At 42.0% G+C, this 25,348-nt stretch carries 25 protein-coding genes; 11 read left to right on the top strand and 14 right to left on the bottom strand.

The window, feature by feature from the left end:
- Positions 1–90: 90 nt before the first annotated feature.
- The 6 genes from FSB76_RS06845 to FSB76_RS06820 form a co-directional block, all read right to left on the bottom strand.
- Entirely contained in the window at positions 91–909 is an 819-nt protein-coding gene (locus tag FSB76_RS06845) for an energy transducer TonB (protein WP_147052890.1), read from the bottom strand.
- An 86-nt stretch (positions 910–995) separates the two neighbouring features.
- A complete protein-coding gene (locus FSB76_RS06840) occupies positions 996–1,394 on the bottom strand; it encodes an ExbD/TolR family protein (protein WP_090643595.1) in 399 nt (132 codons plus the stop codon).
- Positions 1,391–2,101 (bottom strand): MotA/TolQ/ExbB proton channel family protein, encoded by a 711-nt coding sequence (locus FSB76_RS06835; protein ID WP_147052889.1) that lies wholly within the window; start codon positions 2,099–2,101, stop codon positions 1,391–1,393. Before FSB76_RS06835 ends, FSB76_RS06840 begins: the two co-directional genes overlap by 4 nt.
- Positions 2,098–3,234, bottom strand: coding sequence for an HU domain-containing protein (locus FSB76_RS06830; RefSeq protein WP_147052888.1), 1,137 nt, complete (start codon positions 3,232–3,234; stop codon positions 2,098–2,100). The genes FSB76_RS06835 and FSB76_RS06830 overlap by 4 nt, the downstream gene beginning before the upstream one ends.
- A gap of 35 nt (positions 3,235–3,269) precedes the next feature.
- The gene (locus tag FSB76_RS06825; protein WP_147052887.1) at positions 3,270–5,147 is read right to left on the bottom strand and encodes a TonB-dependent receptor; all 1,878 of its coding nucleotides are present in this window, start codon (positions 5,145–5,147) and stop codon (positions 3,270–3,272) included.
- A 36-nt stretch (positions 5,148–5,183) separates the two neighbouring features.
- The gene (locus FSB76_RS06820; RefSeq protein WP_147052886.1) at positions 5,184–8,303 is read right to left on the bottom strand and encodes a tetratricopeptide repeat protein; all 3,120 of its coding nucleotides are present in this window, start codon (positions 8,301–8,303) and stop codon (positions 5,184–5,186) included.
- A gap of 382 nt (positions 8,304–8,685) precedes the next feature.
- On the opposite strand from FSB76_RS06820, the gene FSB76_RS06815 reads away from it, so the two are divergent.
- From FSB76_RS06815 to FSB76_RS06805, 3 genes are all read left to right on the top strand, one after another.
- Positions 8,686–9,669 (top strand): hypothetical protein, encoded by a 984-nt coding sequence (locus FSB76_RS06815; RefSeq protein ID WP_147052885.1) that lies wholly within the window; start codon positions 8,686–8,688, stop codon positions 9,667–9,669.
- Between the two features lie 204 nt (positions 9,670–9,873).
- Positions 9,874–10,380 (top strand): GbsR/MarR family transcriptional regulator, encoded by a 507-nt coding sequence (locus FSB76_RS06810; protein ID WP_147052884.1) that lies wholly within the window; start codon positions 9,874–9,876, stop codon positions 10,378–10,380.
- A 73-nt stretch (positions 10,381–10,453) separates the two neighbouring features.
- Positions 10,454–10,828, top strand: coding sequence for a hypothetical protein (locus FSB76_RS06805; protein WP_147052883.1), 375 nt, complete (start codon positions 10,454–10,456; stop codon positions 10,826–10,828).
- A gap of 86 nt (positions 10,829–10,914) precedes the next feature.
- On the opposite strand, the gene FSB76_RS06800 is transcribed toward FSB76_RS06805, so the two are convergent.
- Both FSB76_RS06800 and FSB76_RS06795 read right to left on the bottom strand, forming a co-directional pair.
- Positions 10,915–11,286, bottom strand: coding sequence for a response regulator (locus FSB76_RS06800; RefSeq protein ID WP_147052882.1), 372 nt, complete (start codon positions 11,284–11,286; stop codon positions 10,915–10,917).
- Positions 11,287–12,247: 961 nt separating this feature from the next.
- A complete protein-coding gene (locus FSB76_RS06795) occupies positions 12,248–12,607 on the bottom strand; it encodes a response regulator transcription factor (protein WP_147052881.1) in 360 nt (119 codons plus the stop codon).
- Between the two features lie 372 nt (positions 12,608–12,979).
- On the opposite strand from FSB76_RS06795, the gene FSB76_RS06790 reads away from it, so the two are divergent.
- The 5 genes from FSB76_RS06790 (at position 12,980) to FSB76_RS06770 (ending at position 18,729) form a co-directional block, all read left to right on the top strand.
- Complete coding sequence (locus FSB76_RS06790) at positions 12,980–14,296, top strand: gluconate:H+ symporter (protein ID WP_147052880.1); 1,317 nt, start codon at positions 12,980–12,982, stop codon at positions 14,294–14,296.
- A gap of 9 nt (positions 14,297–14,305) precedes the next feature.
- Positions 14,306–15,115, top strand: a complete 810-nt coding sequence (locus FSB76_RS06785; RefSeq protein ID WP_225976440.1) for an alpha/beta fold hydrolase — start codon at positions 14,306–14,308, stop codon at positions 15,113–15,115.
- Positions 15,116–15,529: 414 nt separating this feature from the next.
- Complete coding sequence (locus FSB76_RS06780) at positions 15,530–15,883, top strand: hypothetical protein (protein ID WP_147052879.1); 354 nt, start codon at positions 15,530–15,532, stop codon at positions 15,881–15,883.
- Between the two features lie 256 nt (positions 15,884–16,139).
- Entirely contained in the window at positions 16,140–17,312 is a 1,173-nt protein-coding gene (locus FSB76_RS06775) for a BamA/TamA family outer membrane protein (protein WP_225976439.1), read from the top strand.
- Between the two features lie 190 nt (positions 17,313–17,502).
- A complete protein-coding gene (locus FSB76_RS06770; RefSeq protein WP_147052877.1) occupies positions 17,503–18,729 on the top strand; it encodes a multidrug effflux MFS transporter in 1,227 nt (408 codons plus the stop codon).
- A 238-nt stretch (positions 18,730–18,967) separates the two neighbouring features.
- Here the strand turns inward: FSB76_RS06770 and FSB76_RS06765 are convergent, their stop codons facing one another.
- The 5 genes from FSB76_RS06765 to FSB76_RS32070 all read right to left on the bottom strand — a co-directional run bounded on the left by FSB76_RS06765 (position 18,968) and on the right by FSB76_RS32070 (position 21,390).
- Entirely contained in the window at positions 18,968–19,651 is a 684-nt protein-coding gene (locus FSB76_RS06765) for a ClpP family protease (protein WP_147052876.1), read from the bottom strand.
- Positions 19,652–19,765: 114 nt separating this feature from the next.
- Positions 19,766–20,038 carry a hypothetical protein gene (locus FSB76_RS06760; RefSeq protein WP_147052875.1) on the bottom strand — a complete coding sequence of 91 codons (273 nt, stop codon included), beginning with the start codon at positions 20,036–20,038 and terminating at the stop codon, positions 19,766–19,768.
- Positions 20,019–20,564 carry an RNA polymerase sigma factor gene (locus FSB76_RS06755; protein ID WP_147052874.1) on the bottom strand — a complete coding sequence of 182 codons (546 nt, stop codon included), beginning with the start codon at positions 20,562–20,564 and terminating at the stop codon, positions 20,019–20,021. Before FSB76_RS06755 ends, FSB76_RS06760 begins: the two co-directional genes overlap by 20 nt.
- Before the next feature lie 207 nt (positions 20,565–20,771).
- A complete protein-coding gene (locus tag FSB76_RS06750; RefSeq protein ID WP_147052873.1) occupies positions 20,772–21,179 on the bottom strand; it encodes a lipocalin family protein in 408 nt (135 codons plus the stop codon).
- 58 nt (positions 21,180–21,237) lie between these two features.
- Positions 21,238–21,390 (bottom strand): hypothetical protein, encoded by a 153-nt coding sequence (locus FSB76_RS32070; protein ID WP_158642856.1) that lies wholly within the window; start codon positions 21,388–21,390, stop codon positions 21,238–21,240.
- A gap of 142 nt (positions 21,391–21,532) precedes the next feature.
- On the opposite strand from FSB76_RS32070, the gene FSB76_RS06745 reads away from it, so the two are divergent.
- The 3 genes from FSB76_RS06745 to FSB76_RS06735 all read left to right on the top strand — a co-directional run bounded on the left by FSB76_RS06745 (position 21,533) and on the right by FSB76_RS06735 (position 24,293).
- Positions 21,533–21,766, top strand: coding sequence for a type II toxin-antitoxin system Phd/YefM family antitoxin (locus tag FSB76_RS06745; RefSeq protein ID WP_147052872.1), 234 nt, complete (start codon positions 21,533–21,535; stop codon positions 21,764–21,766).
- On the top strand, positions 21,763–22,161 hold the full coding sequence (locus FSB76_RS06740; RefSeq protein WP_147052871.1) for a type II toxin-antitoxin system VapC family toxin: 399 nt from the start codon (positions 21,763–21,765) through the stop codon (positions 22,159–22,161). Before FSB76_RS06745 ends, FSB76_RS06740 begins: the two co-directional genes overlap by 4 nt.
- Before the next feature lie 245 nt (positions 22,162–22,406).
- On the top strand, positions 22,407–24,293 hold the full coding sequence (locus tag FSB76_RS06735) for an SPFH domain-containing protein (RefSeq protein WP_147052870.1): 1,887 nt from the start codon (positions 22,407–22,409) through the stop codon (positions 24,291–24,293).
- A gap of 237 nt (positions 24,294–24,530) precedes the next feature.
- Here FSB76_RS06735 and FSB76_RS06730 read toward each other — a convergent pair whose 3' ends face one another.
- Positions 24,531–25,289 carry a hypothetical protein gene (locus FSB76_RS06730; protein ID WP_147052869.1) on the bottom strand — a complete coding sequence of 253 codons (759 nt, stop codon included), beginning with the start codon at positions 25,287–25,289 and terminating at the stop codon, positions 24,531–24,533.
- Positions 25,290–25,348: the final 59 nt, after the last annotated feature.

Raw genomic sequence — 25,348 nt, 5'->3', positions numbered from 1 at the left:
AGGAAAACTATTTTCGTGGTCTATGGCTATAGTCCATGGACTAGAACAAACTCCAACTATGGTCTATGGACCATCGACTATGGACTAAACTCAGTTAACCTTAAATACAAACACCACCGTGCCAACCTGGGTATCCGGTGCCGAATCAAGTGCATTTAGTTTGGAGTTTTTTACAGCATCTTCGCATTTTTGCAAAAGTGCTGCATCGGTTATGGTGGTACCACGGGCGCCGGCGCGCGCATATATCACGTTGCCATCTTTATCAACTCTTATATCAACCATTATTTTGCCAGTTTGACGGTTGTCGTCGCTAACCGACGGACGGCTTACAAAATTACGCTGAGCCATGTTAAGGCTGCCACCGTTGCCAGATCCTGTTCCGTTATAATTATTGGTTAAGGTACTGCCTTCCGGTTTGCCCTGGTTGCCGGGTTTATTGCCCGTACCATCGCCCTGGCCTGTACCGGTTGTAGCTTTGCCTTTATAAAGGGCATTTTGGTTCACTACAGGTTTTGCCACCGCTTTAGTAGGCTGTGGTGTAGCCACCGCGGTTGTTGGTTTTTTGGTTGGTGCGGCCACTTCGGGCGCATCTTCGGTATTTTGGGTAACAACAGTTTTTTCGCTGGCCTGCGGCGTTGGTTTATCCTCCGACGGCGGGGCGGGGGTAACCTTATCGGGCTTGGTATGGTTAGCTTTCTCGGCAACCGAAGGTTCTTCGGTGCTCATATAATCATTGCCCATCCCTTCATCGGTGGTGCCATAATTCACCAGGATACCGCCGGTACCTTCCTCTTGTTTTGGTGGGTTTTGAAACACAATAAAATAACATGCCGCTATCAGCAGGGTCATGATAATGCCTGTTGCTAAAAACGCCTTTGGATAGTTATTTTGCTCTTCCCTGTATTCCATTATTACTTTTAGTACTTAGTTCTGAGTTTTGAGTGATGAGTTTTGAAAATTGAATCAAATCAAAACTCATTACTTAAAACTTAAAACTATTTTGGTTCCGTTGCTAAAACCAGTTTTATGTTTAATTTTTGTGCTATATCCAATACCTGTACCACATCCTGTATGGCTACGGTTTTATCTACCGATAAAACAATGGTTAATTCTTTAGCCATGGTTTTGTAGGTTGATAGTTCGTCCATCAGCTTATCCACCGGTACTACCTTTTTATCAACGGTGTATACCAAGTCTTTAGTAATAGCTACGTTGATTGTTTTTTTGGAGATAGACTGCCCGCTTGACGATTTTGGCAATACCAGCTTAACCACGTTTGGGTTGGTTACCGTAGAAGCGATGAGAAAAAACAAAAGCAGGAAGAACATGATATCGTTCATTGCCGATGTATGTACCTCGGCAGATGCACTTTTATGTCTTTTTCTTAAATTCATTTGCTTGGCTCCTCTAACAGGTCAATAAATTCAATGGCATCGGTTTCCAGTTTCAGGATCACTTTATCAACCATCATATTTAAAATATGGTAGCACACGTAGGCCACAATACCTACAAACAAACCGGCAGCAGATGTTACCATTTTTACATATAACCCACCAGATATAACGCCCATACTGATGTTATCTGTTTTAGAAATATCGTAAAATATTTTGATTACCCCGGCAATAGTACCCAGGAAACCAAACATCGGTGCAATACCGGCAACTATACCCAAAATACCAATGTTTTTTTCCAGTTTGGATACCTCCAGCTTGCCAATGTTTTCTATAGCGCCTTCAATGTCTTTTATCGGGCGGCCAATGCGTAATAAGCCTTTTTGCAGCATGCGGCCCAAAGGTGTATTGCTGTTACGACATATAGCAATAGCCGATTCCAGGTTGCCCGAATGAATGCTTGACCGTACCTGTATCATCAGGTTCGACTCATTGCGGGATGCCTTTCGGATGGTAAAATAACGTTCAAAAAATATAACAAGCCCCAGTACGGCCAGTATGCCAATAGGTATCATTACCCAGCCCCCTTTTATCAGCAGGTCGCCAAAACGTAAATCTTCTGCGGGTGCTAATTGGGTGGCTGCATGGTTAGCGGTATCTACTAAGTGCTTTGCTGTATCTGTTACTGCTTGTATTAATAATAATGTCATTTCTGATGTTTAACGAGTTGATATGGATATGATTTTATATCTATTTTTTTTTCTTTTACTAACCTGTCCTTTTGCGCTTTTGCCTCTTCGTATGTAGTGAAGCTGCCCGTTACTACTTTAATAAGCTTGCCTGTACCCGGACCGCTGTAAACACGTGCATCAACACCCTTTTTCTGAAAGTGATCTGCCTCAGCCTGCGCTTTTGCCAACGTTTTAGTTGACTCCAGGATTATGGCGAAAACAGGACCTGTTGATGAATCGGCAGGTGGAGCAACAACACTTGCTTTATTTAACGTTGAATCGGGCTTTGAAATTGCCTTTTTGATCGTATCAGCAGGTTGTGCTACTTTTTTTACAGAGTCGGTATCACTTTTGGTGACAGGAGTCGCCTTTGGTTCAGGTAGTAGTTGCGTTTCCTGCCCTTTGTTCAGATGCAGCCACTGTGGTTTAAATTTGTAAACAGTTAATGCGGCGCTGGCTAAAATGATTACCACTATTAATATAATAGCCCATAGGCTTATACCACGCCTGATTTCTGGTTCGTCATCAATATATTCTTCGGGTTGATTAACAGTTTCTGTAAACTGAATATCCCTGATTGGCGGCGGCAACGGCAATGGCTCCGGCGATTGTACGGGTGTTGTTGTTGCCTGTATTGGCGTGCTAACATGCTCCGGCGCAACAGTGCCTGGTTGGGCTGTTACCTCTGGCGCGGCAGGCTGGTTTAACTTTTTTATGCTGACAGGTGCATACCCATAAAAAGATGCATTATCGGTATTGCTTACCTTCGATTTAAAAGCAATTCTGCCTTTATCCATAAAAAACCAACCCAAATCGGCAAAAGGAACCTCCTGCAACGCGGCCTCTTGTTTTAGGGCACTAATATATTTATCGGTAAAATATTTAGATGATGCCAGCGAAATCTTTTTCTTTTCGGCAATATATTTTGTTAAAGTGTCATCGCCATCAAGGGTTTGCGGATCAAACTGGATTTTATAACCGGGGGGATAGAATTTACGCTCGGCATCGTTATACCAGGCACCCACACGTACATGTACAAAATAGCCAAGGCCCGGCACACTTATTTCGCCGTGCTGGCCCAATAGTTCACTTAAGTAATTGGCTATATCCATTTGTTAAAATGCGGTTTTATGCTAATTCAATAATCTTAAAACGAGAAACCAACGCCGCCAAAGATATTAAATCCGTAGTTAGGATAGTATACCCAGTTTTGATAACCCGAGTTTAAAATGTTATTTGCCTGTGCAAATACCGTAATAACCGGTGTAACCCGGTATTCAACACCACCATTCAAATCAGCAAATGAAGCAATTTCGCGGTTTTGCGTTAACAGGCTTGTATTTGGCGATGGCGTTCCTAACGGACCCGGTACTATGCCAAATGGCCTGTCATAGGCAGTCCCTCTTATCAATAATGAGCCGGTTATGCTTACTTTGTTGTTAATATGAATGGCTGTACCTGCTGTTAACAAAAACTTAGGCAGGTTCCAGGCTTGCGCTTCTGTTGCCATTTTATAATCCTTAAACTCCACGCGGCCAAAAATGTTTACATCTTCGGTTGCCTTAAAATCAAGCTCGCCATTAAAGCCGCTTACACGCGATCGGCCTTTATCATATATCACGTCAAATTTATAACCTTGCGCGGTTTGCGTGCTTACAAATAGGGCCATATCTTTTACGCTGTTGCGGAATACAGCTGCTTTAAAGCTTAGCCCGGGTGCCAATGTGCCTTTTAAGCCGGCGCTGATATCCAACTGATCAACCGAGTTTTGAAGCTTTATGTTTTGGTTGATATAGGGGTTTGCGTTTGCAAAATCGTGTATTGAAGCCCTGTTTACGTCACCTTTGGCCTCAACAAAAAGGCGTACATATTTAGGAACTACCTGGTATTCAAGTTTAGCGGCAGGGAAAACAAAAAAGCGGTTATAATCGCCAAATTCTTTAGCGATGGTTACGCCGGCATCAATTTTATAGTTGGTGCCCTGGAATTTGATATAAGGGTTTAACCGCAGGATGCTGTTATTTAAGTTATAGGCGCTGTCTTTAGGGTTGGCCAGATCGACAGAAGCACCCAGGCCGGTATAAAACTGCTTAATGGTTTGGTTTACAAAACCCGAAAGCACGATGTTGCTTTCGCGGGCTTTGTAGGCATTGCCAAATGAATATCCATTTAATTTTACCGAGTAGGTAAAGTCGTTTTCAACATCCTTAAAGTTTTTGGCCAGCTCAACCTCGCCGCTGATATCATTAAAATATTGCTTTTGCGGGGTAAAGGTTAAAGGGATTGAATCCGGGTGACCATAAAAATAAACACCACGGCGTTTGTAATTAATGCGGCCGCTTATGTTATTTTCTGAATTGATGCTTTTGATAAATACGCCAACTTCGTCTTTACTTTCGGTTTGCTTATCCCATGAGCCGGATTGCGAAAGGTGTTTCAGGAATCCGCCAACCTGTAAAGCCTGGTCGCGACCATTACCAAAATACGCTTCGCCAAATAAGGTTTTCATGCTACCTACACCTGCTTTAACGTAGTTGTTAAGCAATACCGAGTCCTGCTCGGCAGGCCTCTTTTGGGCGTCAAGACGCTTAATTTCCGAATCCTGATCAAGTTTTTTATCCAGTGGGGTATAGGCTAAAGGGGCTTTAAAAGGCACCTTATCTTCCAGATCGGGGTTGCGCCGAATTTTTACCGCATCGGCCAATACAGGTTTGTAAGCAGTGGTTACCACAATTTCTTCTGATAAACTGCCGCCATTTGCCGGGCTGTTACCGTTAGCACCGCCTTTTTTGGTAGTATCCTGGCTGGCTCTGCTAACTGCATCGCCCAGCTTTTTTGCACCGGCATCGGTTTTTTTAACAGTGGTTTTGGTTGCGGCTTTTTTTACAGGTGCCTTGGCCGGTGTTTTGGTTTTGGTGGTTTTTACTGTTGCCTTTTTTGCAGGTTTCTTTGTTTGCGCTTGTGCAGGAACAAAGTATAATGCTATTATTAAGGTAAGCAGCGTATAGGTGTATCTTAATTTCATTGCTTGTCTTCTTTTATATTACTCTTCGTTATCCTGTTAATTTTGGGCTGGAGTTTTGGTAGTATCTGCAGGAGCCGCTTTATTGTCGCCGGTATCGGGCACTACAGGCGCAGCAATTTTGCCCGATTTGCCACCGTTTAATACATCCAGTTTTTGTTTGGCCGTTGGCAGTATATCATCATCGGCTTTATAATTATCAATAATACTTTGCAGGGTTGCTTTAGCCTGGAAATTGTCTTTCAGCGCCTTATAATTGTCGGCCAATAAAATATACGTTTTGGCTATCCAGTAGTCGTAGTTTGGCATTTCCTTAGCCAGGTCAAAACACATTTTTTGCGATGTTTTGTACCGGCCTTTTAAATACTCAACCAAGGCTACGTTGTATTTCGCTTCGGCAGCGGCAACTGTTTTGGTATTGGTTATGGTGTAGTTTAATTCTTTAATTGCGGTGGTTGTATCACCCCTTTGCAAATAAGCCTTACCTGCATATAACCCTGTGCGGAATTTATCTTCCTGTGCAGTTTTATCGTTTTCCCTAACCAGCTTCACATAGTTCAGTGCGTCATCCGGCATTTTCATTTCGGCATAGCACAGCAACAGGTTGTTAATGGCAAAGGTATAATCGGCCTTATATTCTGAGTTGGTTTCCAGGCGTTTCAGGAACACCACCGCTTCATTATATTTTTGCTGGCTGATGTAGAGTTTAGCCATGGCTATCAACGATTTTTCGCTGTAAGCGCTCGTCCAGTCGTTTAGTATCAGGTTATAATCTACAACGGCTTCCTGTGTCCTGTTCAGGTTGGTTAAGCTTTGTGCTCTTATAAATCGTGCCTGTTTTTCGTAAATCTGTTTGCCCGGAAACTTATCAAAGTAAGCGTTTACGGCACCCAGGGCACCTTGCCAGTCATTTTTTAAATAAAGGTTGTTGGCAGCGGTTATCATAATGCTTTCCTGATCGGCAGCGGTGTAATTACCTATCGGGGTGGTTGCCGCGTAAGTAATAAATGTTTGGGCATCACCCTTATCAGTATAAATTTTTTCTATCTGTTTAAGGGCCTGTTTGGCCTCATCGGTTGATGAGTAATCCTGGATCACTTTTTTGAATGATTCAACGGCTACGTCATCGTTACCCGCATTGTAATCAATTAACCCAATGGTCACCAGCGCACGCGGAATGTAGCTGCTGCGCGGATATTTCTGGATCATCGCCTGCAAACCTGTCTTGGCTTTTTCGCCGTCGGTTTTCAGGAAATACGTGTAAGCTATCTCGAACGATGCATCATCAGCGTAATCGGAGTTAGGGAATTTGTTCAGCACATCATTCAACGTGCTTATCTTGGTATCTAACGACCCCTGCAATCCCTGGATCATCCCACGCTGAAACAAAGCGTAGTCTTCGCCCTGGCTATGCCTGGCAATAATGCGGTTGTAGTAATCAAGTGCTTTGCCATAGCTTTTCAGTACAAAATAGCTATCGCCAATACGGGTTACCGCATCATTTTGCGTGCTTTCGTCTTTAACATCGCCGGCTATAAACTTCTCAAAATAATTAGCTGCTTTTTTGTATTGCTCGCCATAAAAAGCGGCGTAACCCACGGCGTAATTGGCGTAGTTGGCTACTTCGGTTTCCCTGGCTTCGGGCATATCCAAAAACTGCTCAAAAGTTTCAACCGATTCGGCATACTTACGTACCTCGTACATAGCCTCGGCCATCCAATAAGTGGTAAGGGCTGCGGTTTTTGGGTCGATAGGGTTTTTCAGCGAACGGAGAAAAATACCTATAGCGTTTTCAAACGCGCGCTCGTTATAAAATTCCAACCCGCGGTAATAAGTCACTTTTTGATATGCTATCTGAGCGCTTTCTGATTTGTTGGGGATAGGTTCCAGTATATCTACCGCCTCCTTATAATTGCGGGAGTTTAACAGTTCTTCGCCCAATAAAACCTTCATTTCATCGTTACGACGGGAGCGGGGATAATTTTTAAGGTATAAACGGGTAGCTGCAAGTGCCTCGGTGTTAAAATCCAGCTCGTATGATAGCTTGGCGTACTCGTACAAGGCATCTTCCTGTAGCTGCTTATCATAAGTAAGTTTGGATGCATTAAGGAAAGCATTACGCGCACTTTGCTTATTGTTCATCTTCAGGAACACATCACCAAGTGTGTAGTTACCATTTTGGCTATATACATCTTTTTGCTCCACCAGTTTTTCAAGCTCGCTGGCGGCCTGGGCGTAATTACCCACCTTGTAAAAGGTGTAACCTATCTGGTAGCTGTCCTGGGTGTTTTGGGTACGCCCCTGGTCCCGGTCCTGGAAACGGCCATAGTACTTAACCGCATTATCAAAATTACCTTTCGCAAAGTATGATGCGGCAATAATGCGCAGCATTTCGGTTTCGTTTTGCTGGTGGGTACTGTTAACAATTGGTACAGCGTAGTTTATTACATCATCGTAGCGCTTATCTAAAAAGTAAACTGCAGATATATAGTAAGGGTAGCTGTTTTCATACTTCTTTGATTTTTTTAACCGCTCAAAGTTCACCAATGCCAGGTGATAATCTTTATTAAGGTACGCTATGTATGCAAAGTAATAAGTGGCATCTTCGGTAAATTCAGTTTTCTTGGTTTTTACTTCGGCAAAAAGCAATTGGGCGTCTTTATAGTTGCCCAATGAAAAATAAGCATAACCTTTACGGAATTTGTACTCGGTGTTATCGTGTCCGTTAAGTTCGCCGGCTTGTACTTTATCAAACCATTCAATTGATTTTTCGTACTTTCCCTGTTTAAAATATGATTTACCTATCTGGAAATAAGCCAGCCTGGTAAGCGGGTTTTCGGGATGCTCCTTAATAAAACGCTGAAACATGCTTTCGGCATCATCATTATTAAGATTAAGGGCGCAAAAGGCTTCGTAATATTGGCTGTTTTCTTTTACCAGCGACAGGTCTGATTCAAACTTAGGCTGGTTGGCAGATTTAAGCCGGGAAGTTTCCAATAGCCGGAATTGCTCGGCGGCGGATGCGTATTTTCCTTTACTCATCAGGTCGATGGCAGTATGGTAAGTGCGGTAAACCTGGGTAGATGGATTTTGCTGTGCCAGAGCGGTTGAAGCTATAAAAACAGGAATTAGCAGGGGGATGTATCTTTTTTTGATCATAAAGCGCATACTAACGATGGTGCTAAAATAGCGAAACGAAAAGGGCTAATTAACACAAGTAGTTAACAAATGTGGAAAACACGTTTATAAAACGAAGGTAATACTAAAGATGATATGTGTGTGGAAAACTTTAAAATTGTTGACTGCTTTGCGCTACGGGGGCTTACCAAAAATAACCAATTAGTGTAAACCATTGCAATTTTTTAAACCTTTAAGCGTGTTTGATAATATGTTTATTTTCATGTGTTGCCCAATTTTCATATCCGCCGGGATATATCTTTCTGCAGGTAAAAAGCTTAAGGTGCTAATCATTTTGTTTTTTCCGTTGATTTGTAATGCACAAAAAACAAACGGGCCAATTGTTTTAACCGAAGCGAAAATTTTGCTGCCAGTTAGTGAGTTTTATGTAGCCGGCGTTGTTGATGAACGCGATGACCGAAGCCCGGTGGCCTGGTTGCTACCCGCAACACAGGCAACTGCAGCTACACCAAGGTTATCGTTGGATCTGCAAGGTGGCGTGTCAACGGCGGTTAAGCAATATTTTGACAAAAGTGTGCCTGCCAATAAAACATTACGGCCTATAATTATTCACATTAAAAAGATTAGGGTGGACGAAAAATTACAACCCGATGGCCGGGTTGAAGGTAAGGCAGGCATTATATTATCATTTTGGCTTAAAAAAGATGGTGAAGATATACACTTAGTTGATTACCGCGGTGGTACTGGCTATACCAGGAGCACCGGTCAGCAAATGGATATAGGCGGCTTATTAAGTAATTCGTTACAGGCGGGGCTGGCTTATTTTAGCACCTGGATAAATAAACAGGCAGATAGTAATATAAAATTGGCCAAAGGCGTAAAACTGATTTTTAGCGACTATACCGAAAAGCCTGAAGGCGATACCATTTACTACTCGGCTAAGCGGCCTTTAAAATGGGATGATTTTCAACAAAAGCCGCCCGCCAGTAAATATGAGGCCGAGGTTTTCCCAAGTATATCCTACGGGGAACAAGCTGAGGTTGTTAAAGGAATAGTTTGCGTACGTATAAGCCTCAAGCCGTATTTGCCAAAAAGCGCCTGCTGGGTAAAGAACGGCGCCCGTACACCTTATAGCTTAAATCACGAACAAAGGCATTTTGACATTGTAAAACTGGTGATGGAGCATTTTAAACAACATTTGTTAAAAGAAAAGCTCACGGTTGATAATTATGACGGCCCCATTAACATGCAATACCTGGATTCGTTCAGGGAGATGAACGATATGGAAAAGCGATATGATGATGAAACCAACCACGGGATGAATGAGAGTGTACAGGAGGAATGGAATAAGAAGATTGATAGGGAACTCTCTTTTAGTATAAAGTAGTAAGTATCAAATATCAAGATTTTTAGGGAAGTTGACTACATCAGTTGGTCAGTCTTAGGTACTTAAGTAACTGCGCGGTACAGTGCTCTAAAAACTAACTAACAGCAGAAAAAAGTCTTACTACTAGATATAGATACTTACTACTTACTACAATTCTATTTTTCATTTATTTTTGAAAGTTTGAAAACTCATTTATATTTGTGCATGGAATTGGCAGAAGGAAAACTTAAGTTTATTGAGGCCTGGGGCAAGTTGGGATCAGAATGGGGGATAAACCGCACAATGGCGCAGGTACATGCTTTACTTATGGTATCGCCAGAGGCTTTAACAACCGAAGAGGTAATGGCTGAGTTAAGTATATCCCGTGGCAATGCCAATATGACCCTGCGGGATTTGATTGATTGGGGTTTGGTTGAAAAACAACATAAGACCGGCGAGCGCAAAGAGTTTTTTTATGCCGAAAAAGATACCTGGGTAATTGCCCGCCGCGTGGCCGAAGAACGCAAAAAACGCGAGCTTGACCCGGTGCTTAAGATCCTTGCCCAGTTAACTGAAGTTAAAGGTGATGAAAACGACCCTGCTTATAAAACTTTTAAGACCTCGGTAAATGACATTAATAAGCTGGCGAAAAACGTGAATACAACTTTAGATACCATGCTAAAAGCGGAAGAAAACTGGTTTTTTGGGTCGATATTTAAAATGTTCAAGTAACATTTTTTTTGAATTTAACTTTCGATATTTATTGAAAATTCTATAATAATTATATTAAATAAATCGTAAAATCATGAACTATTTTATTTTAACTTATGTTGTTTACCTGTTGGTAAGCATCGCATTAACTGTTTGGGTTGCCAAAGTGCTATTCAAAAATGGCCGTATTTTTTTGGTAGATATTTTTCACGGTAATAATGAATTGGCCGACAGTGTGAATAAACTGCTTGTTGTGGGCTTTTACCTTATTAATATAGGGTACATGAGCCTGGCCTTAAAAGAAACTGGTACTATTGCCAATATACAAGTTGTAGTGGAGGTTTTGAGTTATAAATTGGGGTGGATAATTTTGATTTTAGGCGGTATGCACTTTTTAAACCTGGTTGTGTTTTTTAAACTACGAAACCGGGCTAAACGAGATAAGGCATTTAACGTTAATATTGAATAATCGTTACCGATCAGGTGCTGAAAAAGTAGCGTTTACAAAACCGGATACGGATAGCTGGAACCCCTCAGTTGCCTGCTATTTTGCTATCAGGCTGCCTGGTTGAGTTGAGCTTTTACGCTCCGTAATAAAACGTCGATGTCAAATGGTTTGGCTATAAAATCATCGGGGCCTCCATCATGTTGGAGCGAACGATCAGAAATATTGTGACTTGCCGAAATTAAGATAACCGGAATATTGTGGGTTTCTTTCATCGTTTTAATGTGTTTGCACAACTCTCGCCCGTCTAAACCGCCCAGCATAATATCAAGTAAAATCAAGTCGGGATTATGCTTCCTGATCCTATCAAAAATGTAGTGTGCATCTGATAATGTTTCAACTTCATAGCCCGATTCCTCAAGTATGTATTGTAAAACCTCCAATATGTCCTTATCATCATCAACCGCTAATATCCGTCTCATGGTAATGTCTTTTAGTATCTTCAAAAAAATGCTATTAATCATTAATTAATAACTTTACATTGATGATAAGCAAATGTTATACCAAATTGGTTTGATAAGTGCTTTTAAATCAGTATAATATTCTGTTTATACTTAATTTAAAAGTAATGTAAACAAATAAACCCGCCAGTGGATACGATAAAATTAAGTAGTGTTGTGTAAAAAGGAGTGTTTATAAGTAAAGATGTTACTTTGCAAAAATGTAACTTGCTTTTTTACACTTGGCACAAAAATACTTTTTTATGGGTAAAAAAAACAAAATCCTTTTAGTAAACCAACCGCGGCGCATTTTAAAGTGGAATGGAGTTCCACATTTTGAGCAATAATATACTTTTTTTGGTTTTTCGCTAATGTTTTGATCTTCTGTCATACTATATGGAGGGAGCAATTTACAATATAGCCCATACAAAACATCAAGCTATATATAAATACTACCAGTAAGTTAGTATCGGTATACTTTTGGTTTTTTAAATTAATTAATGGTTAATAAAGCACATATCGTTTTCGTTGGCAGCGATAGCAAATATACCGTTTGATTGGAAGGAAAAACAAGAAGTGCTTAGCAAAGAAGCCACGCGGAACCCTATCTGCGAGTTCTATTTTACATTTCGGACATGTCGCCCTTTTTTTTAGCAAAGGCTTTATATCTTGCTGCTGATTAATTTGTACAACCATAATACAATTAAGGGGTTATTGTATTTAATTATTATTCAATTTCACTATCACAAAGATAACTTTATTGTTAATATCTTAATCAATAAGGGTATTTATTATGGTATTGTTATTTTTAAGGCGTAAAAAACAAACTATTTTTAAAATACAAGGCGTTTTTGGGTCACTTTTTTTAATTGTTGCTATTTTGGGTAATGTACCCATAATGAGGAGGACGTTTTGGATAGCCTTTAGCAGAATAATGGCACCTTTACTTAATCAGGTTATTCACCTTCTCAACAAGTTCAATAAGGTCAAAAGGTTTATTGATAATACCATCACAACCATAGTTTAGAAGATGGTTGTCATTGCTTAAATATGCAGAAAATATGATAACGGGAATATCGCCAAATTTAGGGTGAACTTTGATGCTTTTGCAAATTTCGCCGCCATTTGTGCCTGCAACACGGTAATCCAATATAACCAGGTCTGGGGCAAATTCTTCTATCAGCGGTAATACGTCTTCGCTGTTTGATGTGCTGCGTACTTCAAATTGCTCATAGGTAAGTGTTTCATGAACAATTTCTAAAATGTCCTGATTGTCGTCCAATACTAAAATACGCTTTGACATAATAACATTACAAGTGAAGGACCGACATGGATTTAAGATCTCTCGCCAACTATATTGAACAAATTTGGAGTAACAAAGGGGATATTTATTTATCCATACGTCAGCATACAAACTTAAACATTTTTTGTATAACGACCGAAAAAAAGCATTGTGATTTAGTAATATTTTTGTTCTAATTAATATTTTATAAATAAAAGAACCCGGTTGTGGGTTTTTATTGATTTTTAACGAATAGTTAATGGGTGATCAGTTAAGTAAATTAGCAATTCGCAACGAAAGCTTTTGTCGGTGAAAAGCTTAAAATCAAATATTGTTGTTACTTTAGTCGGACAAGGTTTGGTTTAAGTGCCCAACTATTAACAGTTTGATATAATGGTATTAGCAATTATTCTTATTTGTATTATCCTGCTTATTTTATTGGTAAGCTGGGGGAAGGTAAACCCTTTTGTAGCCTTTCTTATTGTTGCCATAGCTGCGGGACTACTGTTGGGCATCCCGATAAATAAATTAATGGCTTCGATACAAAAAGGCATGGGCGATATCATGGGTAAATTGCTTATCATCATTTGCCTGGGCGCCATGCTGGGTAAGCTTGTGGCGGTAAGCGGGGCTGCCCAAAAAATAGCAGAGGTACTGGTTAAAGCAGTTGGTGAAAAACATATACAATGGGCTTTGGTTACTGCCGGTTTTATCATTGGTATCCCTCTTTTTTACGGCATTGGGTTTGTATTGATGGTTCCGCTCATATTTTCGGTAGTGTATAAATATAAATTGCCGGCTGTTTATATTGGCTTACCCATGCTGGCATCACTATCTGTTACCCATGGTTTTTTGCCTCCCCATCCGTCGCCATCGGCATTGGTAGCTATGTTTCATGCTAATATGGCCACAACCTTTATTTATGGTTTAATGATAGCCATACCGGCCATTATTATTGCCGGCCCGTTGTTTGCCAAGTTCTTAAAAAAAATACATTCCGAACCGTTGGCTACTTTCCGGGCCGATGAACTGCCCGCCGAAAAACTACCCGGAGCCTTAAATAGTTTTTTTACTGCTTTGCTGCCGGTAATATTGCTGATGCTTTCGGCCTTGTTTCCTTACCTGGGTATCAAAAATGTGGTTGCGGTAAAAGTGATTGCCTTCCTGGGCGATCCATCTATCGTTATGCTTATTGCCCTTGTTGTAGCTACTTTTACATTAGGCATTAAGCAGGGGAAAAAGATGAATGTGCTGGCAGGAAACTATACCGATGCTGTTAAAGACATAGCGCTTATACTGCTTATTATTGCCGGCTCGGGAGCCCTAAGCGAAGTTTTGACCACCAGCGGCGCAAGCGACCAGATAGCCGACCAGTTGAAAACGCTAAACATGCCTCCTTTGCTGTTAGGCTGGGTAATAGCGGCCATTATCCGGGTTAGCTTAGGATCGGCAACGGTGGCCGGGCTTACGGCAGCCGGCATTTTGGTAAAACTGGTGACCAAGAGCCACGTTGACGCCAATTTAATGGTGCTTTCGATAGGTGCCGGTAGCCTGGCGTTCTCGCACGTTAATGATTCAGGTTTCTGGTTGTTTAAAGAGTATTTTAACATCAGTATAAAAGATACCATCCGGTCATGGTCGTTAATGGAAACTTTGGTTTCGCTAACAGGTTTGGCAGGCGTGTTAATTATTAACCAGTTTGTAAAATAAATGCAGGTTGTGAAGAAAAATATAAAATCAGTAGCGCTGTTGTTAATAATGCTGGCTGTAAGCATTACTTGTTTTTCGCAGGAAACAGAGGGGAACTTTTACACCGCAGCCGATGGTGTAAAAATTTATTATGAAATTAAAGGCGACGGCTTTCCGGTAGTGCTTATCCATGGTTTTTCGGGTACAGGTCAGGGTTGGAAAAATGGGCACCTTTATCCTGATTTACTTGCTGCCGGTTATAAAGTGATTATACTTGATCAGCGGGGCAACGGACGGTCAGACAAGCCCCATACCGATGCCGGTTACGCCAACGATGCCGAGGCTAAAGATATTATTGGTTTGGTGAGCAGCCTGGGGATAAAAAAATATAATGTGGTAGGCTATTCGCGTGGTTCTATCATCGCATCGCGCTTGCTGATACTGGATAAGCGGGTGCAAAAACTGGTTATGGGGGGGATGGGCGATGCATACACCAATCCCGAATGGCCAAGACGCGTTCATGCATATAAAGCTTTGATGGGCGATACCAGTTTTCACGATGTAGATGGCATGATAAAGTATATTCATAGTAACCCGGCTTTTGATGTACCGGCATTGGCGTTACAGCAAAAGTACCAGCCTTCAACAAGTAAGCAGGAACTGGCAAAAGTAAAAATACCGGTATTGCTGATAAACGGCACAGAAGATCATGATGGCGGATCGGAAACAGAACTGCATAAATTGATTGCCACATCCAAACTAAGTTATGTACCCGGCGATCATAACGCTGCCTCAAAAACGGTACAGTTTTCGGCCAGTGTAATAGAGTTTTTTAAGTGAGTAGTGAGTAGTGAGTAGTGAGTAGTGAGTAGTGAGTAGTGAGTAGTGAGTAGTGAGTAGTGAGTAGTGAGTTGTGAGTAGTGAGTTGTGAGTTGGCATTATGTTAAATATTGCAGTTGAAAAATCCTGTTAATCTTGTTACAATCACTAAATCGTGTTTAAAATTCTGTTAATTCTTTAATTCTGAAAATCCTGATTTCAGACAAGTTGCGTAAGGGATAAAAGCGGATACCGGCCTCGCGCTTAATGCCTGTGCAGTATGAGCGGATAGCCCGGCCCGCAGGGATACGCCCAAACCAACATTAAGCTTAAAAACTTACTGCTGCAAACTGCACCCGGCTTACTGCAAACTGAATATTTGGCCTGCTATTTGTATAGGTGATAATTATTAACACTTATCAGATACATTATACCATGAAAAAGCTAATCATATTTGCCTGCCTGTTTTTCGCCCTGTTGTCAACATTTGCGCAGAACACCCAGGCTCAAACTTCAAAGAAAAAGGGAATAAGCGACCAGGGTAAGGGCGCTATAATAGGTGGTGCTGGTGGTGCCGTTGCAGGTGGCCTGATAGGGCATAATGTTGGCGGCGCTTTAATAGGAGGCGCTATAGGCGCCGGCGGCGGTTATATTATTGGTAATGAAACCCGTCGGGCAAGGGAGAAAAAAGAGCGCGCCCGCCGTATTGCGTGGCGCAGGGCCCACCCAAGACATCATGCACATCCATATAGCAAAACCACTACCGTAACTACCGTTAAGTACCAATAAAGGTTAAAAAAAGTTAAAAGTGTTTTATAAGCCCCGGTTTTACTACAACCGCGGGCTTTTTTTATTATCTTAAGTGTGCTATTATCAGCGAAGTGTAAAAATAAATTTTGCGAGATAAATGCGTTAAAGACGGGTTATCCGTTAAAAGTTTGGTTTTACCGGCAAAATGCCAAACAGCAGGTGTACATATTACGTTGAATAAATAATGGTTAAAACGTTTATAGCATTATTGTTTTGTTTAATACCTTTTGCTATAATGGCACAAACTGGCAGGCTTAATACCGATACAGGAAGAATGCCAACAGATACCATTCCGCAACGGGACTTGATAGACGTTTTTCGGTCGGTATTTAATGTTAAGCCAAGGAAGGTATCGGTTACCGAGAAAAAGAAATTTTATTTCTCATTTTTGCCTATCTCAACGTCTGACGGCCGGAGCGGGGGCAGGGCACTGTTTACCTCAACTACCGCAGGCTTTTACCTGGGCGATCAAAAGACTACCAATCTTTCTACCGTGGTATTTACCCCTTATTTTAATCTGAGGGGGCGGTACGGTTTGCCCATTCGTTCAAGCGTTTGGCTTAAAGATAATCAGTGGAATGTTATTGGAGACATCCGTTTATTGGTTTATCCGCAATATACGTGGGGGCTTGGGGGCAACATGAATAACCACCACAAATTTTTGGTTGACTATAATTACGTACGCTTTTATCAAACTGTGCTAAAAAGAATAAAGCCTTACTTTTATGCCGGTGTAGGGTATAATCTTGATTATTATGTTGATATAGATAGCCAGGGCCAACAAACACTGCACGATTTTACGAAGTATAAATATGGTACCGCTACAGGGCAGGATGCATTTTCATCGGGCGCTACCCTTAATTTGTTGTATGATACACGCAAAAACTCCATTGATCCTTTGCCCGGGGTTTATGCCAATGTTTCGTACCGGTTTAATACCAAAGCGCTGGGCAGTCATACCAACTGGCAATCATTATACATCGATTTGCGTAAGTATGTTTCACTAACCAACTCGGGCCCTAAAAATGTACTGGCATTCTGGACGTATTACTGGACATCGCTTACTCCGGGCACTCCTTATTTAAACCTGCCCAGTTTAGGCTGGGAGCCGTACCAGCGGTCGGGCAGGGGATTTCAGCAAAACCGTTACCGTGGCCAGCGACTGGCTTATTTTGAAACCGAGTATCGCCGCGATATTACCCGCAACGGCTTGCTGGGCTTTGTTTTATTTGCCAACGTGAACTCGGTAACCGAACCAGATACCTATAAATTTACCTATTGGCACCCTGCGGGAGGCACCGGTCTGCGGTTTAAGTTCAATAAAAAATCAGGTACAAATATTAGCCTCGATTATGGTGTAAGCCGCAATTACTCATCAATTAATCTGAATTTGGGAGAGACGTTTTAGTTGAGACGTCTATGGTCTTAGTAGACAGGTAATCTCTGGTTGATAATTTAGGATGTTATCCTATGGCAATAAAAGCACCTTTAATGATGCCTGGCAACCATTATCTGTTGTTAGTACTATCTTTGCCCACAGGTTTCTGATTAACAAAATCCATAAACAATGGTTTATCGATTATTGACCGCAAAATCACATGACTAAAAAAAGATACTTCTTCCTTATCCTTATATTAGGTTCGCTAACAGCGCTGGCGCCATTTTCAATTGATATGTATTTGCCGGCTTTTGATACCATTGCCGCGTATTTACATACCAGCCCAGAGCAGATGACGCTGACCATGTCGAGCTTTTTTATCGGCATATCGGCTGGCCAACTACTATATGGACCGTTACTTGACAGGTTTGGCCGTAAACGCCCCCTTTATTTCGGGCTCGTTTTGTATATCGTTGCTTCGGTAGGATGTTTTTTTTCGACGTCGCTACCGATGCTTGTGGGAATGCGTTTTTTTGAGGCCATTGGAGGCTGTGCTGCAACCGTGGCAGCAATGACCATGGTGCGCGATCTATTCCCGGTAAAGGACAATGCCAGGGTGTTTGCCCTGCTTATACTGGTGTTGGGCGCCTCGCCCATGCTTGCCCCAACCGCGGGCACCGCTATAGTTAATCATTTTGAATGGCAGGCAATATTTTTGGTACTTACTGTGATAGCTGTACTGATATTTATTGCCGTATTTTTCTTCCTGCCCGAGAGCTACAAGCCCGATCCTACTTATTCGCTTAAGCCTGTACCCATCATCACTAACTTTTGGGCGGTTATAAAAGAGCCTCAATTTTTTACTTACGCAGTAAGCGGCGCTTTTATATTTGCTGGTTTGTTTACCTATGTGGCATCGTCATCGCTTGTTTTTATCGGTATTTTTAAAATAAGCAAAGGTGCGTTCGGATGGGTTTTCGGCGGACTATCAATTGGCTTTATTGGAGCAAGCCAGGTGAACAGCCTGTTGGTTAGGTATTATAAAAGCGAGCGAATTATAAACGTTACGGTGATTTGCCTGGTCATCATTTCGGCGGTGTTTTTAACAGGCTCATTAAATGGCTGGTTTGGTATGGCTGGTACAATAGTTATGATATTTGGTGTTTTGTGCTGTGTTGGCATTTCCAGCCCCAACGCATCCGCCTTATCGTTGGCACCGTTTACCAAAAACGCGGGCTCGGCATCGGCATTAATGGGGGCGCTGCAAATGGCGATAGGTGCGCTTGCATCATACGGCATCACACTTATTCAAAATCAGGGCACATTGCCAATGGCCGGTGTAATGGCGGCATCATCGGTTGTGGCTTTTGTAGTATTATTTGTAGGAAAGCGGTTTATTAAGAATAAGGTGGAAGCGGTGGCTGGCGCGGCGATGGCTGCGCATTAATGTTTTTTTGAAAGAAAATAATATTGATAAATGATGTTGAACAAGTTATCCATGATGTGATAAATTTTCAGGGTAACGGGCCTGTCAGTCTGAGCCTGTCGAAGACCCGTGCGGAGAGGCCTTTACCCGCTATGGTTCGACAGGCTGCCAATGACAACCCTTTTTACAACTCGACATTGCCCCGATCTAAAATCAGCACCCCATCTGCACATTTGAAATCTATAATCTGCACATCCGCCTACACCAGCACCTCATCAATTATTCCAAATTCTTTGGCTTCGGCGGCTATCATCCAGTAATCCCTGTCAGATACCTGGTAAACTTTTTCGTAAGGCTGGCCGCTGTGTTTGGCAACTATTTCATACAATTCCTGTTTCATTAGTAATATTTGTTGCGCTGCTATCTGGATATCCGATGCCATGCCCTGTGCCCCACCTGATGGTTGATGCAGCATTATGCGCGAATGTTTTAAAGCAGCCCTTTTGCCCGCGGCGCCACCGCATAATAGTATCGCTCCCATGGATAGGGCAATGCCTGTACAAATGGTAGCCACATCGGGGCTGATGAAGTGCATGGTGTCGTAAATGCCCAGGCCGGCGTATACTGAACCTCCGGGCGAGTTAATGTACATCTGGATATCTTTTTTAGCATCTGTCGACTGCAGGAAAAGCAGTTGCGCCTGGATAATGTTGGCTACGTTATCATCAACGGCCTGGCCCATAAAAATGATGCGGTCCATCATCAGGCGTGAGAATACGTCCATCTGGGCTACGCGCATTTCGCGCTCTTCGGTAATATAGGGTGTCATGGCAGTTGGCAAAGCGCTTTTTTCGACCCCTGAAATGTAGCTGTCTACCAGCGAACCGGCAATAGCATGGTGCATGACCGCATATTTGCGGAATTCCTGTTTATCAATATTCATGGTTTGAAGTAGTGAGTGGTGAGTAGTGAGTTTTAAGTCGGAAGTTCTAAATCATAGCTCTGTTTTTGTTTATTAGGATCGGTGGCTTCAGGCTTAGAACTTTCGACTTCGGGCTTAAGGCCTCCCAAATAATCTTGCTATTTTTTGTTTGAAACTTAAATGTTCGGGCCGGGTAAATAGTTGCTCATGAGCTGCCTCTATCTCTTGCTTTAATTGTTTGCGGCTATATTGCTGCACCAGGCTATATACTTGCTTTTGGGCAGAAACATCAGCATACAGGCTATCGTCCAGTAACAGCGTGGCTTCAAACAGTAAAGCATCCATGGGTTTTTGGCTGCCAAGCAGGTGTGCTTCTATCCGGGCTATGTTATTTAAGGAAGTCCTCATAGGTTAGTGCTTTTTGTTTAACAGTTTCCCTTACTTTTTCTATGCACTTATATTTCTGCACGGTGGCCGATCGTACGCCCGAGAAGCCAAATGTTTCGGCAACCTGGGTCATGGGCAGCTTATCGTAATAAAACGAGCGGAGTAGTTCCATGCACTGCTTGCCTGCAGATTCCAAAAAGTGGAGTAGTTTGTTATCATCGGGAAAACTGATGTTTTCCTCCGCAGTGTTGACGATAAGAGTCTCATTTAGCGGCGACGTTTGGCCGCCTTCTTTATAACGTTTTATCCACAGATACCTGGCGGTACCGTAAATATAAGCTCCGTCGCTATTGTTAACAGATAACCCGGTCTGTCCAGTTTTTTCGTAATAATTGAGTAATGCGTCCTGGAAAACATCTTTAGCCTCATCAAACGAGCCCCCGCAGCGGGCCACGTACTTTGCAACAGCCGGGAACGTCTGTTTATATAGCCCTACAAAAAGCTCCTGCCTTCGCTGTGCCTGCTCCTGTAATTTAACTGTATCCATTGTTTACTGTTTATTACTATGTGCAAGTTAGGGAAGATATATCACCTTTTGAGAGAAAATATTTTTAGCGGGTCCGTAAAATGATTTCAGGTAACCAATTTAAGTTGCTGGTTTTCCTATGGATTATCAATTCTGGAAACGGTTAGCCGCTATCTGAACCTCGCCGCACACAACCAGAACCACGCCTCACGCCACAGGCAACCGACCTCAGAATTTACTCGCTCTTAACGCCGTCACCTTCGATCCATCAACACCGATAGTTTCAAAAATTATCTTGTTTTCCGTAAGTTCCGATACGGTGAAAACATAGCTGCGTGTTTTCCCATCTTCTAATTTTTCGGTCATGTTCATGTTGCCGCCATTAAGCGTAAAGGTGCCATGCGCTAAAAACTTACCACCCCACACAATCAAAAACTTCATTTCGGGTGTAAATTGAATGTATGGTGCCACTTCATCCAAATCGGCCTTTTTCATCGTATCGGGAGGGCTGGCGTTGGGGTGTTCTACCTTTACATATTTCCATTTGCCGGTAAGGGTGGTAACCGAAACCGATGGCTTGCAGGCACTGATGAACAGCAATACAACAGCAAACAATAAAAAGCTATGTTTAATCATAATGACGGGTATAATTGTTTGCCTAAGCTATAAAATTGCTGCCAAAATAAACAGAAAATTATTTGCCCTTCGTTTGTTTTTTCATTCGTTCTTCAGCTTTTTTTACTTCGTCTTTTTCGCTTAGTGGCAAATCGGTTTTAATCTCCTGTTTTTGAAGTTTATTGGTATCGGGAGTTGGTTTTTTTGTATTTGTTTTGTTTGATGCTGACATGATCATGGGGTTTAATGGTGATATATATTTTAAACTCATATTAATCGGAATTTGTTTATAGTTTTATTTAAAGTATCGGATACGGTATTTTAACTTGACAACTTGTTAAGTAAATCGTATTATTGTTAAAAAGAATGTTAGTATGAAAACTATGACTGTTGGTGAGTTTAAAGCTCATTTTGCCGAAGTACTTGAACAGGTTAAAGAAGGGGTTGGTTTTGCAGTTACTTACGGCAAAAAAAAAGAAATAGTTGGTTATTTTTTACCTGAATCACAACTAATAAAACCAAAACGTAAGCTTGGTTTATTGGAAGGAAAAGCAAGCGCTAACTTTAAACCGGACTTTAAGATGACCGAGGAGGAATTTTTGGGATGAGTTTTCTCCTTGATTCCCATACCCTATTATGGGCTATATCAGATCAGAAGAAACTGTCATCTAAAGTGATTAGAATTTTGGAAGATGGAAATAACGAGGTTTTTGTAAGCGCTGTAACGTTTTGGGAGATATCATTAAAATATTCATTAGGCAAACTCGATCTAAATGGTATAACTCCTGAACAATTACCAAAACTTTCTGAAGAAACCGGGTTTAGTTTACTGCCGCTTTTACCATCTGAATCATCAGGCTATTATCAATTGGCCGCGAACTGGCACCGGGATCCTTTTGATAGAATGTTGATATGGCAAGCTATTACTAATAACTTAACGCTACTTAGTAAAGATAAAAATGTGGAACAATACAAATCTGCTGGCCTTAAAGTAGTTTGGTAAGTTGTTGATTGTCAAAAAATAATTAATAAACTATTCTTGGTAAACCTTAACTCGAACATCCGAATTCCCAAATCAAAAAATATTTTTTAAAATTGTTGTAACAACCTATAACCGTAACTGTCTAAATGACACTAAATAGCCAAGGACTCCCTTCCAAAAGGTATGCTACTTAGTATTGTGAGGGCCCGCACCTTAAGGGTTCCGTTAAAAAATCAAAAAAAAATTAAATTCTAAATCTTAAAAAAATGGACAAATCAATTGTTATGTTGTTTTATGCTGTGCCCCTAATTTTATTATTGGTACTGTACAAATTTGTTTTACGCGTATTCTTTGGGATGGTGATCGTCCCTGATGATCGTATTGGCCTTGTAGTTAAAAAGTTTACACTATCGAGTAAATCCCGGTTGCCCGATGGACGTATCATTGCCACCAATGGCGAGGCAGGTATGCAGGCCAAAGCGCTTGCGCCGGGCTTGTACTGGGGCATGTGGCCCTGGCAATATGGTATTACCATGGAGCCCTTTACCATTATTGAGCAAAACAAGCTTGGGCTGGTAAAAGCAAAGGACGGTGCATCCTTTGATACAGGCCGTGTGCTTGGTAAACCGGTAAACTGCGATAAATTCCAGGATGCTATTGCGTTCCTTGATAACAATGGTCAAAAAGGCCCGCAGGCCGCTTTTCTTACCCCGGGTAGTTACCGTATCAATACTTTCTTGTTCGAGATTGTAACGGTACCTATTACCCAGATACAGGAAAACAAAGTAGGTATTATTACCACGCTGGATGGTGAGCCGCTGGCCAAAGGCGAAATTGCCGGCTACTCGGTAGAAGGGCATAAAAACTACCAGGACCCTATAGCGTTCATCAACGCCGGCGGCCGTAAGGGTTTGCAGGAGGATGTTATCCTGGCCGGTACTTATTACCTTAACCCCTGGTTTGTAATTGTTGAACAGGTAGATATGATATACATACCTATTGGTTATGTAGGTGTGGTTAACTCCTTTGTTGGCCCCGAAGGCAAAGATACCAGCGGTGATGCCTTTAAACATGGCAACATTGTAAAACGCAACGAAAAAGGTGTTTGGGACGAACCGCTTGACCCTGGTAAACACCCCGTAAACATTTATACCCACGCGGTTGAAATTGTGCCTACTACCAACATCGTGCTTAACTGGGCCGACAGCCGTACTGAAGCACATGAGCTGGACAAAAACCTGTGTACTATTACCGTAAGGTCGTCAGATGGTTTTACCTTCAACCTTGATGTGTCGCAAATTATACACGTTCCGCGTAACGAAGCACCAAAGGTGATAGCTCGTTTTGGTAAAATGAAAAACCTGGTATCGCAGGTATTGGAGCCTACTATTGCCAACTATTTCCGTAACTCGGCCCAACGGAGTGATGTTATCGGCTTTTTGGCTAACCGTATTGAAAGGCAAAACGATGCTAAAGAACACATTAGCACTGTGCTGCAAAGCTACAACGTAATTGGCGTAGATACCCTGATTGGCGATATAGTGCCACCGGCTGCTTTGATGAAAACCTTAACCGACCGTAAAATAGCCGAGCAGGAAAAAGTAACTTACGAGATACAACGCCACGCGCAAATTGAACGTAAAGAATTTGAAAGCGCCCGTGCCGGTGCAGACATGCAGCCAGAGGTTGTAAAATCAACCCGCCAGGTTGAGATAAATACACAAATGGCTGCATCAAGGGTTGCCGCATCACGTGGTGAGGCCGAAGCCAAAACCATTAACGCCAAAGCAGATGCGGAAGTGAGGATCACGATAGCCAAGGCTGATGCCGAAGCCAAAACTGTGAACGCCAAAGCTGATGCAAACGCTACCGAAGTGAATGGTATAGCCGAAGGTGCTAAAATTAAGGCCATAGGTATGGCCGAAGCCGAAGTTACCAAACAAAAAACCGAAGCCATGGGTACCGAACAATACGCTATTGTGCGAGTAGCCGAAGCCCTTGCCAGCAACGGAATCAAGTTAGTGCCAGAGATATTAGTAAGCGGCAAAGAAGGTGGCGGCAACGGTATTATTGACGCCTTAATTGGCAGCGAAATGCTTAAAAAACTGCAAAAAGCCAATGAAGAAGGTGGAGCAGTGAGTGGTGGTGAGTAGTAAGCAGTGAATAGTGAATAGTGGTAAAACAAGCGCTGTGGGATTCCTTCCTTGGGAAGGCAGGCGTTAGCTCAGGCGAAAAGCGGTGTGTTTGCAAGTTCTGAGACCCCCTGCTATGGCGCTCATCTCCTGTTCACCCTCTCGGGTCAAGAGAAATTTCAAAATCACCCACTATTAAACATAAATGGCGCATCGCGAGATGCGCCATTTATGTTTAAAGCGACCACTGACCACTGACTAAATAACCTTCATTACCTGCAATGCTAAAAAGCCAACTGCGGCAACCATGGTTAGCACCATAGTTAATATACCGGTTTTCATTTTGGCGCGGATGCCGGGCAGGCAAACTATTACGGATATCAGTACGAAAAAACTAATAACTATTATGTTCCGGATAACTTCGTCTGTTGATATGATATCGGCATAGCGGTCATTTAATTTAATATCCAGGTCTTTTTTAAAAAAGTAGGCCTGTTTAAGCGCGTTATACATTACGGCCCAGGACAGCATTATCCATCCTAATTTTTTTCTCAAACCAAAACCAATGGCGCCCAATGGCAACATTAAATAAGGCACTACAATAAATAAAAAAGACGGACGGTACGAGCTGGATTCGGTAATCATGCGCAAAACGGCGGTATCGCCCTGGGCAAGCGTAATGAAATAAACTGCCAACACGGTTAATGAAACAATGCCGATTACCCGCTTTGCCGAGAAGAACTGCTGGTTTACGGGCGCTTTTTTTGCTTGCTCCGCCTTTGGCGAATTTAGCTCCTGTGTTTGTTTGGTAACTTTACGCTTCAGGTAAAGATTAAATTCGTCATTTACTTCTTTAAACTGTTCTGGCGGCAGGTCCCTGCGCTGGAGTTCGATGTAAGCCGTTTCAACAGCAAGAGGCTGAAAGTTTCTTGAATTGCGGATAATAGCGATAAGTTCTGAGCTTTCAAGTCGTTCGTACTTGTACTCAAATGAGTTAGCATCAATAAGCTGGTTCATAATAAAGGTAAGGAGGTCAAATATATTACATCAGCCAACGTCATCATATACCAGTAAGT

It is taken from the genome of Mucilaginibacter ginsenosidivorax, assembly GCF_007971525.1.
GTDB classification, from domain to species: Bacteria; Bacteroidota; Bacteroidia; order Sphingobacteriales; family Sphingobacteriaceae; genus Mucilaginibacter; species Mucilaginibacter ginsenosidivorax.
This window is presented reverse-complemented; position numbering and strand designations above follow the sequence as displayed.

What these genes read in the sequence shown, in the direction of transcription:
- FSB76_RS06845 (WP_147052890.1), bottom strand. Translation starts at nt 909, where the DNA reads ATGGAATACAGGGAAGAGCAAAATAACTATCCAAAGGCGTTTTTAGCA.
- FSB76_RS06840 (WP_090643595.1), bottom strand. Translation starts at nt 1,394, where the DNA reads ATGAATTTAAGAAAAAGACATAAAAGTGCATCTGCCGAGGTACATACA.
- FSB76_RS06835 (WP_147052889.1), bottom strand. Translation starts at nt 2,101, where the DNA reads ATGACATTATTATTAATACAAGCAGTAACAGATACAGCAAAGCACTTA.
- FSB76_RS06830 (WP_147052888.1), bottom strand. Translation starts at nt 3,234, where the DNA reads ATGGATATAGCCAATTACTTAAGTGAACTATTGGGCCAGCACGGCGAA.
- FSB76_RS06825 (WP_147052887.1), bottom strand. Translation starts at nt 5,147, where the DNA reads ATGAAATTAAGATACACCTATACGCTGCTTACCTTAATAATAGCATTA.
- FSB76_RS06820 (WP_147052886.1), bottom strand. Translation starts at nt 8,303, where the DNA reads ATGATCAAAAAAAGATACATCCCCCTGCTAATTCCTGTTTTTATAGCT.
- FSB76_RS06810 (WP_147052884.1), top strand. Translation starts at nt 9,874, where the DNA reads ATGGAATTGGCAGAAGGAAAACTTAAGTTTATTGAGGCCTGGGGCAAG.
- FSB76_RS06805 (WP_147052883.1), top strand. Translation starts at nt 10,454, where the DNA reads ATGAACTATTTTATTTTAACTTATGTTGTTTACCTGTTGGTAAGCATC.
- FSB76_RS06800 (WP_147052882.1), bottom strand. Translation starts at nt 11,286, where the DNA reads ATGAGACGGATATTAGCGGTTGATGATGATAAGGACATATTGGAGGTT.
- FSB76_RS06795 (WP_147052881.1), bottom strand. Translation starts at nt 12,607, where the DNA reads ATGTCAAAGCGTATTTTAGTATTGGACGACAATCAGGACATTTTAGAA.
- FSB76_RS06790 (WP_147052880.1), top strand. Translation starts at nt 12,980, where the DNA reads ATGGTATTAGCAATTATTCTTATTTGTATTATCCTGCTTATTTTATTG.
- FSB76_RS06780 (WP_147052879.1), top strand. Translation starts at nt 15,530, where the DNA reads ATGAAAAAGCTAATCATATTTGCCTGCCTGTTTTTCGCCCTGTTGTCA.
- FSB76_RS06775 (WP_225976439.1), top strand. Translation starts at nt 16,140, where the DNA reads ATGGCACAAACTGGCAGGCTTAATACCGATACAGGAAGAATGCCAACA.
- FSB76_RS06770 (WP_147052877.1), top strand. Translation starts at nt 17,503, where the DNA reads ATGACTAAAAAAAGATACTTCTTCCTTATCCTTATATTAGGTTCGCTA.
- FSB76_RS06765 (WP_147052876.1), bottom strand. Translation starts at nt 19,651, where the DNA reads ATGAATATTGATAAACAGGAATTCCGCAAATATGCGGTCATGCACCAT.
- FSB76_RS06760 (WP_147052875.1), bottom strand. Translation starts at nt 20,038, where the DNA reads ATGAGGACTTCCTTAAATAACATAGCCCGGATAGAAGCACACCTGCTT.
- FSB76_RS06755 (WP_147052874.1), bottom strand. Translation starts at nt 20,564, where the DNA reads ATGGATACAGTTAAATTACAGGAGCAGGCACAGCGAAGGCAGGAGCTT.
- FSB76_RS06750 (WP_147052873.1), bottom strand. Translation starts at nt 21,179, where the DNA reads ATGATTAAACATAGCTTTTTATTGTTTGCTGTTGTATTGCTGTTCATC.
- FSB76_RS32070 (WP_158642856.1), bottom strand. Translation starts at nt 21,390, where the DNA reads ATGTCAGCATCAAACAAAACAAATACAAAAAAACCAACTCCCGATACC.
- FSB76_RS06745 (WP_147052872.1), top strand. Translation starts at nt 21,533, where the DNA reads ATGAAAACTATGACTGTTGGTGAGTTTAAAGCTCATTTTGCCGAAGTA.
- FSB76_RS06740 (WP_147052871.1), top strand. Translation starts at nt 21,763, where the DNA reads ATGAGTTTTCTCCTTGATTCCCATACCCTATTATGGGCTATATCAGAT.
- FSB76_RS06735 (WP_147052870.1), top strand. Translation starts at nt 22,407, where the DNA reads ATGGACAAATCAATTGTTATGTTGTTTTATGCTGTGCCCCTAATTTTA.
- FSB76_RS06730 (WP_147052869.1), bottom strand. Translation starts at nt 25,289, where the DNA reads ATGAACCAGCTTATTGATGCTAACTCATTTGAGTACAAGTACGAACGA.